The 21,177-nt window shown below is 71.8% G+C and carries 15 protein-coding genes and 3 pseudogenes; 12 read left to right on the top strand and 6 right to left on the bottom strand.

The genetic code is table 11. From position 1 onward, the window contains the following. Positions 1–15 precede the first annotated feature (15 nt). Together E4N62_RS26975 and E4N62_RS26970 are read left to right on the top strand one after the other, a co-directional pair. Positions 16–765, top strand: coding sequence for a GntR family transcriptional regulator (locus E4N62_RS26975; protein ID WP_184895985.1), 750 nt, complete (start codon positions 16–18; stop codon positions 763–765). A 12-nt stretch (positions 766–777) separates the two neighbouring features. Then, positions 778–1,978, top strand: a pseudogene (locus tag E4N62_RS26970) (type ISP restriction/modification enzyme). 58 nt (positions 1,979–2,036) lie between these two features. Here E4N62_RS26970 and E4N62_RS26965 read toward each other — a convergent pair. Beyond that, positions 2,037–3,262 (bottom strand): annotated as a pseudogene (locus E4N62_RS26965) (RNA-guided endonuclease InsQ/TnpB family protein). A 214-nt stretch (positions 3,263–3,476) separates the two neighbouring features. Beyond that, positions 3,477–4,184 carry a TetR/AcrR family transcriptional regulator gene (locus E4N62_RS26960; protein WP_230218850.1) on the bottom strand — a complete coding sequence of 236 codons (708 nt, stop codon included), beginning with the start codon at positions 4,182–4,184 and terminating at the stop codon, positions 3,477–3,479. Positions 4,185–4,247: 63 nt separating this feature from the next. On the opposite strand from E4N62_RS26960, the gene E4N62_RS26955 reads away from it, so the two are divergent. The 3 genes from E4N62_RS26955 to E4N62_RS26945 all read left to right on the top strand — a co-directional run bounded on the left by E4N62_RS26955 (position 4,248) and on the right by E4N62_RS26945 (position 7,398). Continuing rightward, entirely contained in the window at positions 4,248–5,288 is a 1,041-nt protein-coding gene (locus E4N62_RS26955) for an ATP-binding cassette domain-containing protein (protein WP_230218848.1), read from the top strand. Beyond that, positions 5,285–6,067 (top strand): ABC transporter permease, encoded by a 783-nt coding sequence (locus tag E4N62_RS26950; protein WP_230218847.1) that lies wholly within the window; start codon positions 5,285–5,287, stop codon positions 6,065–6,067. Before E4N62_RS26955 ends, E4N62_RS26950 begins: the two co-directional genes overlap by 4 nt. A gap of 107 nt (positions 6,068–6,174) precedes the next feature. Beyond that, on the top strand, positions 6,175–7,398 hold the full coding sequence (locus tag E4N62_RS26945; protein WP_230218846.1) for a CaiB/BaiF CoA-transferase family protein: 1,224 nt from the start codon (positions 6,175–6,177) through the stop codon (positions 7,396–7,398). Between the two features lie 40 nt (positions 7,399–7,438). Here the strand turns inward: E4N62_RS26945 and E4N62_RS26940 are convergent, their stop codons facing one another. The 3 genes from E4N62_RS26940 to E4N62_RS26930 all read right to left on the bottom strand — a co-directional run bounded on the left by E4N62_RS26940 (position 7,439) and on the right by E4N62_RS26930 (position 9,228). Next, on the bottom strand, positions 7,439–7,705 hold the full coding sequence (locus E4N62_RS26940) for a hypothetical protein (protein WP_033531581.1): 267 nt from the start codon (positions 7,703–7,705) through the stop codon (positions 7,439–7,441). Positions 7,706–7,820: 115 nt separating this feature from the next. Beyond that, a complete protein-coding gene (locus E4N62_RS26935; RefSeq protein WP_230218845.1) occupies positions 7,821–8,651 on the bottom strand; it encodes an anti-sigma factor domain-containing protein in 831 nt (276 codons plus the stop codon). Between the two features lie 34 nt (positions 8,652–8,685). Next, entirely contained in the window at positions 8,686–9,228 is a 543-nt protein-coding gene (locus tag E4N62_RS26930) for a sigma-70 family RNA polymerase sigma factor (RefSeq protein ID WP_230218844.1), read from the bottom strand. Between the two features lie 233 nt (positions 9,229–9,461). Here E4N62_RS26930 and E4N62_RS26925 point away from each other — a divergent pair, with 233 nt between their 5' ends. From E4N62_RS26925 to E4N62_RS26910, 4 genes and pseudogenes are all read left to right on the top strand, one after another. Next, positions 9,462–10,985: a DUF4331 domain-containing protein gene (locus E4N62_RS26925; RefSeq protein WP_230218843.1), complete on the top strand. Its 1,524-nt coding sequence runs from the start codon at positions 9,462–9,464 to the stop codon at positions 10,983–10,985. Positions 10,986–11,516: 531 nt separating this feature from the next. Further along, the gene (locus E4N62_RS26920) at positions 11,517–13,160 is read left to right on the top strand and encodes a tetratricopeptide repeat protein (protein WP_308185955.1); all 1,644 of its coding nucleotides are present in this window, start codon (positions 11,517–11,519) and stop codon (positions 13,158–13,160) included. After that, the gene (locus tag E4N62_RS26915) at positions 13,157–14,998 is read left to right on the top strand and encodes a nickel transporter (protein ID WP_230218840.1); all 1,842 of its coding nucleotides are present in this window, start codon (positions 13,157–13,159) and stop codon (positions 14,996–14,998) included. The genes E4N62_RS26920 and E4N62_RS26915 overlap by 4 nt, the downstream gene beginning before the upstream one ends. A 72-nt stretch (positions 14,999–15,070) precedes the next feature. Further along, positions 15,071–16,797: pseudogene (locus E4N62_RS26910) on the top strand (serine/threonine-protein kinase). 39 nt (positions 16,798–16,836) lie between these two features. Here the strand turns inward: E4N62_RS26910 and E4N62_RS26905 are convergent. Then, on the bottom strand, positions 16,837–17,643 hold the full coding sequence (locus E4N62_RS26905; protein WP_230218838.1) for an SGNH/GDSL hydrolase family protein: 807 nt from the start codon (positions 17,641–17,643) through the stop codon (positions 16,837–16,839). Between the two features lie 315 nt (positions 17,644–17,958). Between E4N62_RS26905 and E4N62_RS26900 the strand changes: the two genes are divergently transcribed. The 3 genes from E4N62_RS26900 to E4N62_RS26890 all read left to right on the top strand — a co-directional run bounded on the left by E4N62_RS26900 (position 17,959) and on the right by E4N62_RS26890 (position 20,884). Next, positions 17,959–19,164 (top strand): S8 family peptidase, encoded by a 1,206-nt coding sequence (locus E4N62_RS26900; protein WP_230218836.1) that lies wholly within the window; start codon positions 17,959–17,961, stop codon positions 19,162–19,164. A 205-nt stretch (positions 19,165–19,369) separates the two neighbouring features. Continuing rightward, the gene (locus tag E4N62_RS26895; protein WP_184895958.1) at positions 19,370–19,759 is read left to right on the top strand and encodes a hypothetical protein; all 390 of its coding nucleotides are present in this window, start codon (positions 19,370–19,372) and stop codon (positions 19,757–19,759) included. A 3-nt stretch (positions 19,760–19,762) separates the two neighbouring features. Then, the gene (locus E4N62_RS26890; protein ID WP_230218833.1) at positions 19,763–20,884 is read left to right on the top strand and encodes a GNAT family N-acetyltransferase; all 1,122 of its coding nucleotides are present in this window, start codon (positions 19,763–19,765) and stop codon (positions 20,882–20,884) included. Positions 20,885–21,177 lie beyond the last annotated feature (293 nt).

The raw sequence follows: 21,177 nt of genomic DNA, 5'->3' as shown, positions 1-21,177 counted from the left end.
GGTACGGATACCGTCGTGACCTCATTCGCTCCGGACTCGATCGTCCTGAACCGCAAACTGCCGCTCTGGTATCAGGTGTCGCAGTCGCTGCGCGCCTCGATACTCGGCCGGTCGCCGCAGGAGTCGCTGCGGCTGCCGACCGAGGAACAGCTGGCCGGGCACTACGGCGTGAGCGTGCTGACCATGCGCCAGGCGCTCAAGGAGTTGGAGGACGAGGGGCTGATCAGCCGGCACCGCCGGCGCGGCACGTTCATCGAGCCGAGCGCCCAGCGGGGCTCCCCGGTGCGGCTGCTCGGTTCCGTGGACGCGATCGTGGCCCAGCAGTCGGGGATGACGACCGAGCTGCTGGACCACGGCAGCACCCCCCTGTCGGGTGAACTCGCGCAGTACTTCCCGGACTTGACCGAGGTGGCCACCTACCACCGGTTGCGCGGCGACGAGCGGACGGGCGAGCCCACCAACCACGCCCGCAACTACGTCCGCCCCGAGCTGGCCGAACGCATCGACCGCGACGACCTGCTCCGCTGGCCGATGACCAAGGTGCTGCGCGATGTCGTGGGCGTGGGCATCGGCCGGATCACCGACACCGTCGAGGCCCGCATCGCCGACCCGGAGACCGCCCGCCTGCTCCAGGTCCCGCTGCTCAGCCCGATCCTGCACTACACGGGCGTCACCCGCGACGAGTCCGGCCGCGTCCTCGACGTGGCGGTCATCCACTACCGCGGCGACCGCTTCTCGTTCACCGTGACCCTCGACGCCCCCTGACGAGGCCGTACGATGCCCAGCGTGACGCCCGACGACGCTCCGCGACTCGCGGACCTCATGCCGTGGTCCGTCGCACCGCCACGGCTGGGCCGGGGGTGGCCGACGGCCCCCGACGCCGTGTCCCTGAAGGCCCGCTGGGACGCCCTGGTGAAGGCGGAGGGCCCGGACCGCGAAAGCCTGTTCGTCCCCACGCGTTCCCGCACGCTCACCTCGGCGGTGGCGCAGCTGCCGGGCCGGTCCACCGGTACCGGCCGGCTGGTCCGGGAGTCGGGCCCCTGCCCGGAGCCGGTCCGCGTCCTGGCCGCCCCCTTCGACGAGCAATGGCTCATCCCCGACCACCGCCTCATCGACTCGGCCCGTCCCGAGCTGTGGCGGGTGGCGGACGAGCGGCAGGTCTTCGTGGTCGAGCAGACGTCGGCCCCGGAGCCCTCCGGACCCCTGCTCCTCGCGTCGTCCGTCCTCCCGCTCGCGCCGCTCCACGGCCCCCGCTTCGGCCGCGTCCACCCGCTGTACCGCCGCCCCGGGGCCGCCGAACCGAACCTCGCGCCGGGGCTGACGGCGTACCTCGGCGAGCGCCTCGGCACCGGCCCCGTCGATCCGGTCGATCCCGTCGACGCCCTCGCCTGGATCCTGGTGGCCGCGCGCCCCGGCCCCGACGGTGTCGAAGTGCCCCTCCCCGCCGACCCGGACGTCTGGTCGCACGGCGTCGAGCTGGGCCGCCGCGCCCTGTGGCTCATGCGCCGCGACGGCGACCGCCCCAAGCTCCCCGGCGGCCGTCGCCCCTATGTGCGCGCCCCGCCCCTCCCGCCCGGTCGACGTCCGCTACGACCGCGACGAGGAGAGCCTCGTCGTCGACGAGGGCCGCATCTCCCCCGTCCCGGCCGAGGCCTGGGACTTCCACGTCGGCGGTGTCCGCGTGCTGGAGGAGTGGTTCACCCGCAGAACGGAACCGGCGGAGCCGGGCACCCTGGAGGCGATCCGCCCGACGACCTGGCCGCAGGCCTGGACGTCGGAGCTGCTCGAACTGATCACCGTCCTGGCGCTGCTGGCCGAACTACGGCCGCGACAGACCGAGTTGACGGTCGAGAACGCGATCACGACCGCGGACCTGCGCCGGGCGGGAGTACTCCCGGTCCCGGACTCCTCCCGCCGGCCCGCCTCGGTCCTGGACCACCGGGAGGAGGGCCCGGAGGGCCAGTTCACCCTGCTTTGACTTGCTCCTCGCCCCGAAGGGCAAGGATTCTGGCCTTCCTTGACTGGTTGCCGTGCCGCTACGCGGCACGGCTTCCGGTCGGGAATCCGTGGCTTCCTGTTTCTTCGCGCCGTGCCGGGACTGCTCCCGGTCCTACCGGCGCTCCGCAGGCCGTCACCGCCAGTCCGGCGGCCGTCTTCACGTTGATCGCGGCGTTGACGTCCCGGTCGTGGACCGCGCCGCAGGCCCCACACGTCCACTGCCGCACGCTCAGGGGTTCGGGCCCGTCCACCGCACCGCAGGTGGAGCAGGTCTGGGAGGTCGGCGTGAACCGGCCGATCGTGACCAGGGTGCGGCCGTACCGTGCCGCTTTGCACTTCAGCATGCCGATGGACGCCGACCATCCGGCGTCGTGCACGGACTCGGCCAGCCTGGTGCGGGCCAGTCCCGCCACCGACAGGTCCTCCACGGCGATCCCTTGGTTCTCGCAGATCAGCTGCGTGGAGAGCTGGTGGTGGAACTCACGGCGCGCGTCCGTGACCTTGGCGTGGGCGCGGGCGACCTTGCGGCGGGCTTTGGCCCGGTTCTTCGATCCCTTCTGCTTGCGGGACAGCTCGCGCTGGGCCTTCTTCAGCTTCTTCTCCGCCCGGCGCAGAATCCGCGGGGAGTCGATCTTCGTGCCGTCGGAGAGGACGGCGAAGTGGGTGAGGCCGAGGTCGATGCCGATGGTGCGGTCGGTTGCGGGCATCCGGGCGGTGTCGGTGGCGGGGTCGGTGTCGATGACGAAGGAGGCGAAATACCGGCCGGCCGCGTCCATCACGACGGTGACCGAGGTGGGGGTGGCGGGCAGGGTGCGGGACCACTTCACCTTCACCGGACCGATCTTCGGCAGGTTCAGCCGTCCGCTGCCGGTGATGCTCCAGTGGGCGTTGGCCGTGAACCGGATCGACTGCCGCGCGTGTCCTTACGGGACTTGAAGCGGCGCGAGCCGACCTTCCGTCCCCTGCGGGCGCCCTTGAGGGAGGCGAAGAAGTTGCGGTACGCGCTCTCGACGTCCCGCAGGGACTGCTGCAGGACGATCGCGGAGACCTCGCCCAGCCAGAAGCGTTCCGTTGTCCGTTTCGCCTCGGTGATCAGCCTCCTCGACAGCTCTCCGGCCGTCGGGAACGGCTGCCCGGCCTTCCGGGCGTCCTCACGGGCGCGGACCGCGTCGTTGAACACGACACGGGCGCACCCGAACGCCCTGGCCAGCGCGGTGCGCTGACCGGCATCCGGGTAGAGCCTGAAGGCGTACCGGAGCTGCATGACGATCACACTAGGGAGATCGCACACCCGTCACCGGAGAGAACAGGCGAACGAGCCATCACCCTGACCCTGCCGCCCCCACCCACCACAGCGTCCGGCTCCGCCGGAACAATGCCCCGACGCTCCGCGTCGCCGTCATCAGATTCGCTTCACCCCCGGCCTGAAGGCCGGAGCACTGCGAACGAATCCCGCTAGGGGGTGTTGCGAGGCACCCCTACGGCGCGAACGAGTCCAGGACCCTGTCCAGCATCCACTCGAACACGGCCTCCAGATCGATCGGCCCGGAGTCCTCCGTGAAGGCCGCGGCCAGCCGCGGATACGCCCCGCTCGCGATCTGCCCGCCGAGGTACGCGATCCGGACCTCGTTCTCCCGCTCCTCCGACCACGGCAGTGAGCGCACCCGCTCGGCGGTCGCCAGCTCGTTCGCGACGTAGGTCGTCACGCACCCGTTCAGCATCCCCAGGAGCTGCATCTTCGTCCCGTACGGCGCGTCGAGCGAGTCCATGCAGGCCATGCAGTGCTCCAGAAACCGCAGGCTGTTGGGACTGAACCCGTAGACCGGCGACATCAGCCGGGGCATCCAGGGATGCCGGCGCAGCAGGTCACGCGTCTGGTGGGCCACCCGGCGCAGATCGGCCCGCCAGTCCCCGCCCGGCTCCCACAGCTCGTGCTCCCCGGCGACCACGTCGACCATCAGCTCGTACAGGTCCTCCTTGCGCGGCACGTAGTTGTAGAGCGACATCGTGCCGCAGCCCAGCTCGGCGGCCACGTGGCGCATGGACGCGGCGTCGAGGCCGCCCGCGTCGGCGAGGCGCACGGCCGCCGCCGCGATGTCGGCGCGGCTGAACGCGGGCCTCGGGCCCCGGCCGGTGCGCTCGGGACGCGCCCAGATCACTTCGGGTCGGGCCGCTCGGCCAGCCATCGATCATCACCTCGGCCACCATCCTAGTTACGTACAGCGTACGTAATGCGCTATGGTCCACCCATGACTACTACGTACGCTGTACTTAGTGAGGGTCTGGAGAAGAGCTTCGGCGACGTTCGTGCCGTGCGCGGTCTCGATCTGGCCGTGGAGGAGGGCACGGTGGTCGGGTTGCTCGGCCCGAACGGCGCGGGCAAGACGACGGCCGTACGGCTGCTGGCGACCCTGCTGCGGCCGGACGCCGGGTCGGCGCGGATCGCGGGCCACGACCTCGTGCGGGAGCCGGCCGCCGTCCGGCGGGTGATCGGGGTGACCGGGCAGTACGCGTCGGTCGACGGCGACCTCACCGGACGGCAGAACCTGCGACTGTTCGCCCGGCTGCACCGGGTCCGCGACACGGCGGCCCGCGCGGCCGAACTCCTCGACCGCTTCGGTCTGACCGAGGCCGCCGACCGCCCGGCCTCCACCTACTCCGGCGGTATGCGCCGCCGGCTCGACCTCGCGGCCAGTCTCGTCCGGCACCCGGCGGTGCTCTTCCTGGACGAGCCCACCACCGGTCTCGACCCGGTCAGCCGCAACCGGACCTGGGACGCCGTGCGCGCTTTGAAGGAGGAGGGGACGACCGTGTTGCTGACGACGCAGTACCTGGAGGAGGCCGACCAACTCGCCGACCGGATCGTACTGATGGACCGAGGCCGGATCGCGCACAGCGGTTCTCCGCCCCAACTCAAGGCACTCATCAGCTCGTTCGCGGAGGTCGTCGTCGCCCACCCGGACGCGATGACGGCGGCGGCGGGCGTCCTCGACCAACTGACCGGCGCTGAGCCCTCGTTCGACCACGCCCGGCACGCGGTCGGCGCGGTCGCGCTCGACCCGACGCTCACGCTGCCCCGGCTGGTGCGCGAACTCGACGCGGCGGGCGTGCCGTTGCTCGACGCGAGCCTGCGCCCGCCCACGCTCGACGACGTGTTCCTCCGCCTCACCGTCGGCGCGCCGACGGGTCTCCGCGACCCACACGACCCACACGACCGACTCGACCGACCCGAGCGACACGACGGGCGCGACGGGCGCGACGGGCGCGACCTCAAGGGGCGTGCGGCGTGAGCGCGTTGGCGTACGACGGCACGGCGATGCTGGGCCAGCAGCTGCGGCGGGTCCGCAACAACCCGGGCCTGCTGATCCTCACCCAGATCATGCCCATCTCGATGCTGCTGTTCTTCGGGTACGTCTTCGGCAGCGCCCTCGCCGTGCCCGGCGAGGAGTACCGGCGGTTCCTGGTGCCCGGTCTGCTGGTGGCGACCGCCTCCGGCGGGATCATGACCGGGATGTTCCAGGCCGCCCAGGACACCCACCGAGGCGTGATGGACCGCTTCCGGACGCTGCCCGTGAGCCGGGCCGCCGTGCCCCTGGGCCAGGCGCTGGCGGACGTGGTGGTCACGGTCGCGGGGACGGTGTTGTTCCTGCTGGTCGGCCTGGCGGTGGGCTGGCGGATCGAGGGGGGCGCGCTCGCGGCGGCCGGCGGGTTCGGGCTGTTGCTGCTGTTCCGGTTCGCGTGTGTGTGGATCGGCATCTTCCTGGGGTTGCTCACCCGCAACGAGGAGGCGTCCGGACAGCTGGGCGGTGCCACCTTCCTACTGCCGTTGCTCTCCAGCGCGTACATCCCGACCGAGGGTCTGCCGGGCTGGCTGCGCACGGCCGCCGAGTGGAACCCGATCAGCGCCCTCGCCACGGCCCTGCGCGACCTCTTCGGGAACGCGGCCGTGCCGGAGGGGGCCGCCTGGCCGGTGACGCATCCCGTCGCCGGGTCGCTGCTCTGGTGCGCGCTGCTGCTCGCGGTGTTCGTGCCGCTCGCGGTCCGTACCTACGCGACGGGGCCCAGGTGACCTCCGGCCCGTTCGGGGGACGGGCCGGAGGCCGCCGGCCCCGGGGCGTGCCGCCGGGGCGCGTGACACGCGGCACTCCCTGGTGACAACGGCGCCCCGGCGGGGACATGATCCACGGCATGCGTCCACTCCCCCGCGCCGGTGACCCCCTGCCCCTCGACGGCATCACCGTCGTCGCCGTCGAGCAGGCCGTCGCGGCCCCCTTCGCCACCCGGCAGCTCGCCGACCTCGGCGCCCGGGTGATCAAGGTCGAGCGGGTGGACGGCGGTGACTTCGCCCGCGGCTACGACACCGCGGCCCGGGGCCTGGCCTCGCACTTCGTGTGGTGCAACCGGGGCAAGGAGTCCCTCGCGCTGGATCTGAAGGACCCGCGCGGACTGGCCGTCGTACGCCGGCTGGTGGCGGACGCGGACGTGTTCGTGCAGAACCTCGCGCACGGCGCGGCGGCCCGGCTCGGCCTGGACGCGGCCTCGCTGTGCGCAGCGCACCCCCGGCTGATCGCCGTGGACATCTCCGGCTACGGGGCGTCGGGCCCGTACGCGCGCAAGCGGGCGTACGACATGCTCGTGCAGTGCGAGGCCGGGCTGGTGTCGGTCACGGGGACACCGGAACGGCCCGTGAAGGCGGGCATCCCGGCGGCGGACATCGCCGCCGGGATGTACGCGTTCTCGGGGGTGCTCGCGGCGCTCGTCCGGCGGGGTACGACCGGGCGGGGCGGGCCGGTGGAGGTGTCGATGCTGGAGGCGCTGGCGGAGTGGATGGGGCATCCGCTGCACCACGCGATGCACGGCGGGAGCGCGCCGGCCCGCACGGGCCTCGGCCACGCGGTGATCGCGCCGTACGACGCCTATCCGACGGCGGACGGCGGGCGGGTGCTGCTGTCGGTGCAGAACGACCGGGAGTGGCGGCGGCTCGCCGAACAGGTGCTGGGGCGCCCGGAGTTGGCGGACGACCCGGCGTTCGCGACGAATCCGGCGCGGGTCGAGCGCCGGGACCGCACGGACGAGTTCGTCGCGTCGGCGCTGGGGCTGCTGGACACCGACGAGGCGCTGGCGCGGCTGGAGGCGGCGGGGATCGCCTGCGCGCGGCTACGGGATGTGACGGAGGTGGCGGAGCACCCGCAGTTGGCGGCCCGGGACCGGTGGCGGGAAGTGGACTCACCGGTGGGGCCGCTCAGGGCGCTGCTGCCGCCCATCACGCTGCCGGGCGGGGACGAGGCGCGGATGGGTGCGGTGCCCGCGCTCGGGGAGCACACCGGGTCGCTGCTGCGTGCCGCGGGGATGACGGACGACGAGATCGCAGCGTTGCGCCGGGACGGCGTGGTGGCCTGAGCGCGGGCCTCCCGCGGGGAAAGCCCTTGGTGCGGTGGTGCTAGCGGCTGCCGAACAGCGAGCGGCGCAGCCTCTTCAGGGGGGCGAACAGCGAGACCCGGCCGACGCGCGTGTCCTTGCGGCTACTGCGCTCCTGCGGGGAACGTGACGTTATCTCGCGCATCAGCGAGGTCGCCTCGGCGGCCTCGCGCTGTGGCACGGCGGGGCCGCTCAGCACCGAGAGATGTCGGTCGAGGCGCGAGCTGGTCGCGCTGCTCCCGCACGTGATCGCAGGGACTCGCGCCCTGCGCACTGTTATCTGTTCCATGTCACTCCCCACCCGTACGAGTCCACCCGGCCCGGGCAGCGTAACCATATCGCCCCGCCTGAGCACTCGGGAATCACGGTCCCGGTATTCACCTACCCCGTAACGGTGTTGCTGATTACTCTCCGAATCCGACCGATTCCAGGGCGAGTTGGACAACTGGCTGGCTGGTGGGCTGTGGTGATCCCCCGCCGGGTTCGACGGTCACGGCGAGTGACGTCGCGTCGGTGTTCATTCCGCTCGTGACCAAGGGCGTGTCGCCGTCGAAGAGACCCAGGGAGCGTGGTTGCACGTCGGGGCGCATGAGCCAGAGCTGGTGCACCCGGTTCTTCGGGAGGTCCTCGAATCCGCCGAGGGTCACGATCGCTCTCCCCTCCTCCGCGGAAGCGATCACTCCGATTCTGTGGCCCTCCGCGTCCCGGTCGCTGGTCGCACGGGCGTCCGGCGCGGTGAGAACGTGGGCGATCTCACTCGCCCGCGTGCGCTCGGCGGCCAGCTCGTCGCGGGTGCGGTCGGCCTGGACGGCGAAGAGGGAGGCCACCACGAGCGCGGCGGCGGCCGTGACGGTGGCCAGCGGGACGAGCCAAGAGCGCAACCGGGGCGCACGGGCGCGCGACCGCGGCGGCGGCTCGGTCCCCCACACATGCCGCGGCAGATGCTGGGACCGCGGCGGCTGGGCGCTCCAGGACTGGTTCTCCTGGGGCGCGCCGCTCTCCTGCGGCGTGTGGCGTACGGCGGCGAAGACCCGGTCGCGCATCGCGGCGGGGGCCGGCGCGGCCGTCGACCAGGCGAGCCGGACCGCGTCCTCGGACAGGGCGCGCACCTCGGCCGGACAGCGGTCGCAGCTCTCCAGATGCTGCTCGAAACGGCGCCGCTCGTCGGGCTCCAGGGCGTCCAGCGCGTAGGGAGCGGCGAGCGAGTGGAGGTCCTCGCGGCGGAACAGGCTCACTCGGCACCTCCCCCGGGCCGGCCGTACAGGGCGCTCATGCGACTCCTCCCAGGCATTCGCGCAGCCGTGTGAGTCCGTCGCGCATACGGGTCTTGACCGTCCCGAGCGGCAGGGAGAGCCGCTCGGCCACTTCACGGTAGGTGTAGCCGTCGTAGTAGGCGAGGGTGACGGACTCGCGCTGGAGCGTGGTGAGCTTCTCCAGGCAGTGGCGCACCCACTGGCGTTCGAGGCCGGCCTCGACCTCCTCGGCGACCTGGTCGAAGGCGGTGTGGTGGTTGCGCCGTCCCTCGCGCTGCTCGCGCTCGGTGGCGGCGCGGGCGCTGCGCACCCGGTCCACCGCGCGACGGTGCGCGAGGGTGAGTATCCAGGACAGCGCACTGCCCCGCGCCGGGTCGAACCGGCCCGCGGAACGCCAGAGTTCGAGCAGCACCTCCTGGGCCACCTCCTCCGACTGCGCGGGGTCCCGTACGACCCGGCGCACCAGCCCGAACACCGGGCCGGACACCAGGGCGTACAACTCCTCGAACGCCCGTTGGTCGCCCCCGGCCACCTGGACCAGCAGCCTGTCCGCCTCCACTCGCTCTCCCTCGCCTCCGGCCGAGCACGGCCATCCCCGCGCGTAAGGCATTCGCAACCGACCCACCTCCGGATGGGGTTACGGATCCGGAGGAGATCCGGATCAACAAATCCCGCTCTCCGCTGAAACAACCTTTCAAACGCGCCGTAAGAACGTTTGGGATTCGACCAATCCACCCTGCCGACCGCTCCGAATGGCGTTCGTCAGGCAAGTTGGGACAGAGGACGGACGGCATGACGACACCTACTTCCAGGAGCGGCGCGGGACGGCGGAGCATCGCGTCCCTCATCTGTGCTTCGCTGGCCGCCGGAGGACTCGCGGCCGCCGGAGTCACCGTGCTGGAGCCGGGGGCGGCTTCCGCCTCCAGCCACCGAGAGGCTCCGCTGATCTCAGGCGAGCCCCAGTTCGACAACACCGACGTGTACGCGTTCGTCAGCCCTGACAAGCCGGACACGACGACGGTGATCGCGAACTGGATCCCCTTCGAGGAGCCCGCGGGCGGCCCGAACTTCTTCACCTTCTCCGAGGACGCGGAGTACGACATCCGCGTCGACCAGGACGGCGACGCCCAGGAAGACCTGATCTTCCGGTACACGTTCAAGACGAAGACGAAGAACGACAGGACCTTCCTGTACAACACGGGCGTCGTGGAGAGCCTCGACGACCCGGACCTGAACATCACGCAGACGTACGACATCGACCTCATCAAGCTGAAGAACCGTCGCGCGGTCTCCAAGACGAAGCTCGCGGACGACGTGTGGGTGGCGCCGTCGAACGTCGGCAAGGCGTCGATGCCGAACTACAAGAAGCTGCGCGACGAGGCCGTCTACAAGACGGCGAGCGGGGTGACGACGTACGCCGGTCAGGCCGACGACCCGTTCTTCCTGGACCTGCGCGTCTTCGACCTGCTGTACGGCGGTGACCTCTCCGAGGTCGGGCGGGACACGCTGAAGGGCTACAACGTCAACTCGATCGCCCTGCAGGTGCCGAGCGAGGCGCTCGTCCAGTCCAAGGACCAGCCGATCGTCGGCATCTGGTCCACCACGCAGCGCCAGGGCGCCGACGGCCAGTACCGCCAGGTCTCGCGCCTCGGGATGCCGCTGGTGAACGAGGTCGTCAACCCCATCGGCGACAAGGACAAGTTCAACGCGTCCTCGCCGGTGGACGACGGGCAGTTCCTGAAGAACGTCACCGAGCCCGAGCTGCCCAAGCTCATCGAGGCGATCTACAAGATCCCGGCGCCCAAGGAGCCGCGCAACGACCTCGTCGACGTCTTCCTCAAGGGCGTCGAGGGGCTCAACCAGCCCCCGCACGTGACGCCTTCGGAGCAGCTGCGGCTCAACACCTCCATCGAGCCCACCAAGAAGCCGAAGCGGCTGGGTGTGCTGGACGGTGACAACCAGGGCTTCCCGAACGGGCGCCGGCTCACCGACGACGTGATCGACATCGCGCTCCAGGTCGTCGAGGGCGAACTGGTCGACGCGCCGAACGACCTGGGTGACGCGGTCGACAAGAACGACAAGAAGTTCGGCAAGTCCTTCCCGTACGTCGGTCTGCCGACGGCCGGTTCGCGGGGCAAGACGGTCAAGGGCAACACCACGAACAACGTCCGCAGCGCGCTGGGCGGCAGTGTCGAGAGCGGCACCGACGACACCACGCTGATCGCCGCCTCGGCCGGCGCCGGCGCGGCCGGTGTCCTGCTGATCGGCTCGGGTCTGCTGTGGTGGCGCCGTCGCAACGACCGCGCGTACTACTAGCCGATCCCTCGTCCGGGCCCTTCCCCATGGGGCCCGGCCGACGTGACCGGCGCGGCCCGCTCGTATCCATCCCCCACGGCGCGGGCCGCGCCCCACGACCACGAACACCGCACTCGGCAAGGATGTTGAGGAGAGGGCATGCCCCCGCGTACGAACGAGAGCGCGCCGCAGAACGGGCGTCCGCGTCCCGACGAGGGGGCACTTGAGCAGGACCGGCCCCAACTCACCACAACCGCCGGGCCGACGGACACGTCCGCCGCATCCGCCCGCCCGACGGACACCGGGTCCACCACATCCGCTCGGCCGACCAGCGCCGGGTCCAGCACGGTGGCGGAGCGGGGGGCCGACACCGGGTCCGCCCCGGCGCCCGGTCCGGCATCGGACGACGGGTCCCGGCCCGGCCCGGCGACCGGGTCCGGGGCTGGCGCTCCCTCCGACTCGGCTTCCGCTGCGGAGCCGAGCCCGGCGTCCGACGCCGAGGCCGAGGCCGGGTCCACGCCCGATGCCCAGGCCGAACCCGCGTCCCGCTTCGTGTCGGACACGGAGGCCGACCCCGCCTCCGGCGCCGACTCGGGCACCGGGTCCGGATCAGCGTCCGACGCCGGGCCCGACGCCAAGGCCGGCTCCGCGTCCGACACCGACAGCGGACCCACGCCCGGCGTCGAGGCTGGGTCCGGGGCCGACACCGAGACCGGTTCCGCGCCCGGCGTCGACCTGGACGCCGGCTCAGACGCGGTGCCCGTGTCCGGGGCCGTGTCACCAGGCGAAGGGGCCCCGGCTGCCGCGCCGGTGGCCGGTCACGGGTCGGTGTCCCGGTCCGGCCGGAGGCCCGTGGCCGAGTCGGGCGGGCGGCGGCTGGTGCGGGTCGGTGCTTGTGCGGTGGCGCTGGCCGTCGCGTTCACCGGGTTCGCGGTGGCGCTCGGCGCCAGGGACGACGACCGGACGGTGGCCATGTCCTCCTCGCCGGGTGTGTCCTCGGCCCAGCTCGCCGGCGGTGACCTCGACACAGCGGTCGAACGGCTCCAGGCCCATCTCAAGGAACAGCCCAAGGACTTCGGCTCCTGGTCCACACTCGGCCTCGCCTATGTCGAGCAGGCCCGGGTCAAGGGCGACCCCTCCCGCTATCCGCAGGCCGAGAAGGCCCTGGAGCGCTCGCTGGAGCTGCGCCCGGACAACGACCCGGCGCTCGCGGGCCTCGCCGCCCTCGCCGCCGCCCGCCACGAGTTCGAGGACGCCCTGCGGTTGGCGGACCGGGCGTTGAAGGAGAACCCGTACAGCGAGCGGGCGCTGTGCAGCCGCGTCGACGCCCTCGTCGAACTCGGCCGCTACGACGACGCGTTGGCGGCGGTCCGCCTCGCCGACACCCGCCGCCCCGGCATCCCCGTCTTCACCCGCTACGCCTACGTGTACGAGCTGCGCGGCGACGTGAAGACCGCCCGACGCGTGCTGGAGCAGGCCCTGGACTCGGCGGCCACCCGCGGCGACATCGCCTACGTGGCCACCCAGCTCGGCCAACTCGCCTGGAAGCAGGGCGATTACCGGACCGCGCTCGACCACTACGCCCGCGCCCTCGGCGCCGACGACACCTACCTCCCCGCCCTTGAGGGCCGCGCCCGCGCCCAGGCCGCGAGCGGCGACGGCGCGGAGGCGATCCGCGGCCTGGAGCAGGTGGTCTCCTCCTATCCGCTGCCGGGACCGCTCGTCGTACTCGGCGAGCTGTACGAGGCCGAGGGCGACAGGACCAAGGCGAACGACCAGTACGCGCTGGTGGACGCCTACACCGCCATCGCTCGCGCCAACGGCGTCAACGCCGACCTCGACACCGCGCTCGCCGCCGCCGACCACGGCGACACCAAGGCCGCGCTGCGGGCCGCGGAGGCCGAGTGGAAGCGCCGCGAGACGGTGCACACGGCGGACGCCCTCGCCTGGGCGCTGCACGTCAACGGCCGCGACGAGGAGGCCCTGCCGTACGCGCGCCGGGCCACCGCCACCGGCTACAAGGACGCGACCTTCCTGTACCACCGCGGCATGGTCGAGTACGCGGCCGGCGACAAGAAGGACGCCCGCAAGACCCTCGAAGCGGCGCTCGACCTCAACGCCGGCTTCTCGCCGCTCGGCGCGGCCGGGGCCCGCGAGACCCTGAAGGCACTGCAGGCTCTGGAGACCGCCAAGTGATCTCTCCCCGGCGCGTGTTCGCCTCCGGCACGGCGGTCCTGGCGGCCGCCTGCGCGCTCGTCCTCGGCCCCGCCGAAGCCGCGAGCGCCCACCCGCTCGGCAACTTCACCGTCAACCGGTACGACGGCCTGGTCGCCGCCCCCGGGCAGTTGAGGATCCTCCACGTCGAGGACCTGGCGGAGATCCCGGCGGCCCAGGCCGCGCCCGCCATCAAGCGGCAGGGCGTGGAGAGTTGGGCCCGGGAGCGGTGCGAGAAGGCCGCCGAGGGCAGTGAGGTCACCGTCGACGGGAGCGCCGCCGAGGTGGCGCTGAAGTCGAGCCGCGCCGTGGAGCGGCCGGGCCAGGCGGGGCTGAAGACGCTGCGGGTGGAGTGCCGGCTGACGGCCGCGCTGCCGGACCGTGCCGCCGACGTACGCTTCCACGCCGCCGTGGACTCCGGCCCCGGCTGGCGCGAGGTCACCGCCCAGGGCGACCGGATGACCCTGGCCGGGTCGGATGTGCCCGAGGAGTCGGTGTCGAAGCGACTCACCGACTACCCCGCGGAGTTGTTGCAGTCGCCGGAGGACACGGCCACGGCCTCGCTCCAGGTGCGGCCGGGCGGTCCCGCGCTGGCCGAGCGGGAGAGCGCCGCGCCCGGCGCCTCGATCCTCCCGCGCGGCGCTGACCGCTGGACCAGGGCCCTCGACGATCTGGTCTCCAGCCAGGACCTCACCTTCGGGTTCGGCGCCCTGGCCTTCGGCATCGCCCTGTTCCTGGGTGCCATGCACGCGCTCGGCCCGGGTCACGGCAAGACGCTGATGGCCGCGACGGCCGCCGCGCGCGACCGGGCCCGGATGCGGGACGTGCTGCCCATGGCCGCGTCCGTGACGGTCACCCACACCCTGGGCGTCGTCGCCCTCGGCCTGCTCGTCCTGGCCGGTTCCGCCGCCGCCCCGTCCGTGATCACCTGGCTGGGCATCGCCAGCGGCCTGTTCGTGATGGGCGCGGGCGTCACCCTCGCCCGCCGCGCATGGCTCAACCGCAAACTGGCCCTCACCCACGCGAGCGCACACGGGCACGGCCACGGGCACTCACACGACCATGGGCACGATCACGGCCACGGCCACGGCGATGACCACAGCCACGAGCACGACCATGGCCACGACCACAGCCACGAGCACGGGCACACCCACGCGCACGACCACAGCCACGGAGACGGCCACACCCACGCGCACGATCACGAGCCGGAGCCCAGCCGGGAGCTCGTACTAGCCCAGGCCGCTCCTTCACACGCCCACGCGCACGGCGAGCCCCGCACGCACACCCACGCGCCGGTCACCCCCCACACCCACGACCACGACCACGACCACCAACACGGCGACAAGCACGACCACGGCCATGACCACCACGACCACCCGCACAACCACGACGACGCGCCCCAAGAGAAGCGCTCCCTCTTCGGCGGCGGGATCACGCACACCCACGGCGGCTTCACCCACACCCACCCCACCGCGCCCACCCTGCGCGGCACGATCCTGCTCGGCTTCGCGGGCGGCATGGTGCCGAGCCCGTCCGCCGTGGTCGTCCTGGTCGGCGCGGCGGCACTGGGGAAGGCGTGGTTCGGACTGCTGCTCGTGCTGGCGTACGGCATCGGCCTCGCGCTCACGCTGACCGCGGCCGGCTACGCCGTCGTGAAGGCGGGCGGCTGGGTGACACGGGTGATGGACCGGGGCGAGGGCCGGCTCGGCGGGCCGACGGCCGCGCTGGTGCGCAGGACCGTACCGCTGGCGTCGGCTCTGCTGGTCGTCGCGCTCGGGGCCGTTCTGGTGTTCAGGGGGGCAACATCCGCACTCGGCTGAGCTACTTTTGGGAAGAAACAGCACGGAGTGGAGATTCCGGGCCGATGCGCGTGCGGATGCGAGTGACGGGGGATGGCCGTGTCCGAAGAACCGGGCGGTGAACGGGTGATCGCGGGCCGCTACCGGCTGCTGACCCCGCTGGGCGAGGGCGGCATGGGAACCGTGTGGCGGGCCCGCGACGAGGTGCTGCACCGTGAGGTCGCCGTCAAGGAGGTGCGGGCGCCGGGCGGTATCGCGGTCTCCGACGTCGAGCGGATGTACGCCCGTCTGGAGCGGGAGGCGTGGGCGGCGGCCCGGGTCGCCAACCGCAATGTCGTCACGGTGTACGACGTGGCGATGGAGGACGGCCGCCCGTGGATCGTGATGGAGCTGGTGCGCGGTCTGTCGCTCGCCGATCTCCTGGACGGCGAGGGGCCTCTGTCCCCGCAGCGCGCCGCTCACATCGGCGCCGAGGTGCTGTCCGCGCTGCGTGCCGCGCACGAGGCCGGGGTGCTGCACCGTGACGTGAAACCGGCCAATGTGCTCATCTCCAACGACAACCGGGTCGTGCTCACCGACTTCGGCATCGCCACGGTCGAGGGCAGCTCCGCGCTGACCATGACCGGTGAGGTCATCGGCTCCCCGGAGTTCCTCGCCCCCGAGCGGGCGCTCGGCCGGGCGTTCGGCCCCGAGTCGGACCTGTGGTCGCTCGGGGTGCTGCTGTACGCGGCGGTCGAGGGCAACTCGCCGTTCCGGCAGAACACCCCGCTGAGCACCCTGCGCGCGGTCGTCGACGAGGAGCTTCCGCCGCCGCGCCGGGCCGGTCCGCTGGCCCCGGTGATCGAAGGGCTGCTGCGCAAGGATCCGGCCGAACGGATCTCCGCCGAACAGGCCGAGCGGGACCTTCGGTTCATCGGCGCCGGGGGCACCCCGCACGCGGACGCGACGACCCCGTACAGCCCTACGGTGGCCGCCTTCCCGGTCGCGGGCGCGAGCACGAACACGGAACCGGAATCGAACCGGTACGGGCCGCCGACCCCGCCGCACCCCACCCCGGCCGCCACCCACCCTCCCCGGTGCCCGCCCGCGAGCCGGACCGCAACCGCCGGGCCCTCGTCTTCCTGGTCGCGGGTATCGCGGCGATCTCCTTCGCCATCGCCGGCCTGACGTACGCCCTGGTCAGCCAGGGTGACGACGGCAAGGACGGCAGCCCGACCAACGGGGCGGGCACGGTGGGCGGCACCAACGACCAGACCGGCGACGACGGTACGGGCGAGGAGCCCGGCGGGGGCGACGAGACGAGCGCCGACGAATCGCCCTCGGACACGCCCACCGAGGAGAAGCCGACCACCAAGCCGCCCGCGCAGTCGGTCGAGGTGACCGTCGAGGGCGTGAACACCGACTACTCCGGCACCTGTCCGCCGCAGGACGCCGACGCGCCCACCTTCACGGCGACGTTCACCGTGGGCAGCGTCCCCGTGGACGTCGACTACCGGTGGGTGGCGAGGAGCGGCGAGGTGGAGGACGAGGGCTGGAAGACCCTGTCGTTCGCGTCCGGCGGCGGGAAGACCAAGCAGGACCGGGTCGTCGTCTCGACGAACGCGAGCCACTCGGACGTGATCGGCGTCGAGGTGCGCGGTCCGGTGAAGACGGAGTCGAACAAGGTCGCATTCTCGGTGACGTGCGAGTCGGAGGCCCCGACCACGGGCGGGACCTCCTCCTCCGACGACTCGGAGAACCCGGACGGCTACAGCGACTCCGACGCCGACTACGACGCCGAGGCCGGAGCCCTGAACGGGGCCGTCAGGCCGCGTTCCTGACCTGAGGCCGTCCTGGCCGGCCCCAGACCGTCCCTGGCCTCAGGCCGCGTTCCTGAACACCGGCAGATACCCGCCCGACTGGCCCGCGGCCTTCGGGTGGTACGACTCGCCGATGTTCAGCAGGTTGAGGCTGTGCAGCCACGCGCTGCCCGAGCACAGTTCGTGCCCGGTGAACGCGGAGCGGACGTCGCCGAAGGTGAATCCGTGGTCGGCGGCGCGTTTGGCGATCGCGGTGTTCAGATAGTCGGAGGCGTTGTTGATGGCGGTCCGCTTGACCTGGGACAGGCCGGGGCAGGTGCCGCCCAGCTGGTAGAAGCGGGGGTAGCCGAGCACCACCACATGAGCGGACGGTGCCTTCGCGCTGATCGCCGAGTAGACCTTGTCGAGTTGGCCGGGGAGCGTCGAGTCGACGTACGCCTTCGCCGTGTTGATGCGGGAGACGCAGGCGCTGTCGGACTGCAGGACGCAGGTGGTCATGACGTCGGCGAAGCCGGCGTCGTTGCCGCCGACGGAGACGGAGACCAGCCCCGTGCCCGCGCCGAGCGGCCCCAGTTGACTCGCCAGAACATCACCCGTTCGGGCGCCCGAGCAGGCCGTGAAGTCGAAGGACGAGGGAGCGTTGGCGGCCGCCCAGAGGTACGGGTAGGCCTTCGTGCTGCGCTTGCAGTCGCCGCTGGAGGAGAGGTAGCTCCCCGCGCCGACACCCGAGGAGTAGGAGTCTCCGAGCGCCACATAGCCCGTGGCGACGGCCTGTTGGGACGCCTGCGCCGTCGCGGCCCCGGTCAGGCCCGCGCCGACGGCGAGGAGGAGTGAGGTCATGTATGCCGCAAGTCGGGAACGTCTCATGGAACCTCCCTTTAGCAGGATCTCTGCCTCAACCGTCGTAGCAACTACGCGTGTTGATCGGAAGTGTTCATGTCAATACTTTCCCGCCCGCAAGCACCTGTATCCACCGCGCCCCCTCCCTCGTTCGATTTCAAATGCGTGACAGAAACATGACAACGCTTCAACTCTCTTGAGCTACACCCGTAGATCACTCAATCTGCTTACAGCCGCGAACGGAACGCGACGTTCCCGGCCGTGCGCGCGATCCCGCACGCACCCCCCACGGACGCGCGCTCCACCCAGGCACGCGTCGCCTATGAGGAGGAAACCCTCGTAATGGCACACCTGCGTATCAAGAACATCCGCGTCGCCGCCGTCACCACCCTGGCGACCACCGCCCTGCTCGGCGGTCTGACCGCGCTCCCCGCCCAGGCCGCCCCGGCCGAGGGCAAGGTGCTCGCGGCGGACTCCCCCACCGCCGTCAAGGACAGCTACATCGTCACGCTCAAGAAGAGCGCGGGCCTCAAGGCCGCGTCGAGCGCCGGCAAGGACCTGGTCGAGGAGTACGGCGGCACGGTGAAGCGGACCTTCAAGTCCGCGCTCAACGGCTACTCGGCCGAGCTCTCCGCGACCGAGGCGAAGAGACTGGCCGCCGACCCGGCGGTCGCCTCCGTCGAGCAGAACCAGATCTTCACGGCCGACGCCACCCAGACCAACGCCCCCTGGGGCCTGGACCGCTCCGACCAGGCGTCGCTGCCGCTCTCCGGCACCTACACCTACCCGGACAGCGCGGGCAGCGGGGTGACCGCGTACGTCATCGACACCGGCGTACGCATCTCGCACGCGCAGTTCGGCGGCCGCGCGGTCAACGGCTACGACGCCGTCTCCAACGACAACGTGGCCCAGGACGGCAACGGCCACGGCACGCACGTCGCCTCCACCATCGCGGGCTCGACCTACGGCATCGCCAAGTCGGCGAAGATCGTGGCCGTGCGCGTGCTCAACAACTCCGGCTCGGGCACCACGGCCGGTGTCGTCGCGGGCATCGACTGGGTGACCGCGAACCACAGCGGCCCCTCCGTCGCCAACATGTCCCTCGGCGGCGGCGCCTCCACCGCGCTCGACACGGCCGTCCGCAACTCCATAGCCAGCGGCGTGACCTACGCCGTCGCGGCCGGCAACAGCAGTGCCAACGCCTCCTCGTACTCCCCGGCCCGCGTCACCGAGGCGATCACCGTCGGCGCCACCACCAGCACGGACGCGCGGGCGAGCTACTCCAACTACGGGTCGGTCCTGGACATCTTCGCCCCGGGTTCGTCGATCACGGCCGGCTGGTACACCAGCGACACCGCGACCAACACCATCTCGGGCACCTCGATGGCCACGCCGCACGTCGCGGGCGCGGCCGCGATCTACCTGGCCGGCCACACCTCGGCCACCCCGGCCCAGGTCGCCTCGGCCCTGACCGCCGGTGCCGTCACCGGCAAGGTCACCAGCCCCGGCACCGGTTCCCCGAACCGTCTGCTGCAGCTCGTCCCGTAAGGGCGGCCGCCGCACCCTGAAGAGATGTTTCCCCGGAGGCGCGGGTCGCCTCCGGGGATTCTCGTGTGCGACCGCGCACTCCCCCGCCGACGTATGACAATTGGACGCACGGTCGGGCGCGGCGAGTCTCGACGTATTGACTCCCCCGCGCCGACTGAGCGACATTGAAGCCCGGCATCCGGCGCTTCAGGGGGCAAAGTCGCCAATGCAGACCTTGCGTATCAAGCCATCGTCGTCAGGCAGTGGGGGGCCGCTGCTGGCGGGTGTGGCCGCGGCCGTGGCGGGGGTCGGCGCGGTGCTCGCGTTCGCCGGCTCCGACTCGGTGCTGCGCGGCCCGTTCACCCTGTTCTTCCTCCTCGTCGCGCCAGGAGCCGCCATCGGGGCCGCGCTGCGCGGGCTGGAGCCGTTCGGCCGGGTCGTGACGTCTCTCGCGGGCGCGATCGCGGTGAACCTCCTCGTCGCCCAAGGCATGATCGCCACCCACTCGTGGTCGGTGACCGGTGGGATCACGGCCGTGACCGTGATCAGCTCGCTCGTCATCCTGCCGAGTCTGGTACGGCTCCTACGCGGCCGTACGGAGAGAAGACGGACCTGAGACGTGGACATCAGTGTGTACCGCCCAGGCGAGCTGACGGCCGCCGACCGGGCGGCCTGGACCGCCTTGCAGTCGAAGGCCCACCTCCACGGCGCTCCCGAGCTGGCCAATCCGTTCCTGTCCCCGGAGTTCGCCCTCGCCGTGGGCAGCTGCCGACGCGGTGTACGGATCGCGGTCGTCCGGGAGGGCGGCGAGCCGGCGGCCTTCTTCCCGTACCAGAGATCAACCGTCGGGGTGGGCAGAGCCATCGGTCTCGGCCTCTCCGACTGCCAGGGCGTGGTCCACCGCCCCGGCTTCACCTGGGACGCCCAGGAGCTGCTGCGGGCCTGCGGGCTCGCGGTGTGGGAGTTCGACCACCTGGCGCGGGGCCAGACGCCGTTCGCCGCGCACGTCACCGAAAGCTTTCCGTCGCCGGTCATGGACCTGGAGCAGGGCTACGAGGCCTATCTCGGCCAGTTGCGCGCCCGCTCGCCGAAGTTCGTCCGCTCGACGTTCGCCAAGGAGCGCAGGCTCGGCCGCGCGGTGGACGAGGTGCGCTACGTGCACGACGAGCGCGACCCGGCGGCCCTGCGCACCCTGATGGCCTGGAAGTCGGCGCAGTACCGCAGGACGGGCCGCAGCGACCGCTTCGCGCACCCGTGGATCACCCGCCTGGTGCACCGCCTCTTCCACACCCGCTCCGCCTCCTTCGTCGGCCAGCTGTCCGTGCTGTACGCGGACGGCAAGCCGGCCGCGGCTCATTTCGGACTGCGCTCCGAGCGGGTGCTGACCTGCTGGTTCCCGGCGTACGACCCGGCGTTCGCGAGGTTCTCGCCGGGCCTGCTCCTGCATCTGCACATGGCCGAGGAGGGCGCCGCGGACGGCGTCGCCTATCTGGATCTGGGCCGGGGGCAGAAGCAGTACAAGGATTCCCTGAAGACCCGGGAGATCTCCGTGTCGGAGGGGTGGGTCACCCGGCGCCATCCGGTGGCGCTCGGGCACCGGGCTCGACGGGCACCGGTCCGGGCCTTGCGCAACACGGTCCTGGCGCGACCGGAACTGTTCGAGCAAGCCGATAGATTGCTGAAGCGGATGGGGAAATTCCGGTCGGGGGGTCAGGTAACGGACACATCATCAAAAACGTGAGTCCTCGTACGAGGTCTTGCCATATGGTCTCAATCATCAATACCGTCTTGCATCGTTGTACTTACACCCGCATCGGTCCGTCGGCACATGCTCCTGGGGGAGGGCTCAAGGAGCACGGCGGCCCCGGCGCGGGGCGCGGTAGGGGGGTGCCGTGCTCGGTGACCGCACCGATCACCGAGTCGTGCCGCGCGACCGACTGCCGAGTCGCGACAGTCGGCCGGCTTTGCCAGCTCACCAGGCATGCACGGAGATCGACTTCGCCGTGCCCTGAGTGAGAACCCCCCTTTCGAACC

Source organism: Streptomyces sp. MNU76, from assembly GCF_020982545.1.
GTDB lineage: Bacteria > Actinomycetota > Actinomycetes > Streptomycetales > Streptomycetaceae > Streptomyces.
Note: the sequence above shows the minus strand (reverse complement) of the source record. Positions and strands in the feature narration are given on the sequence as shown.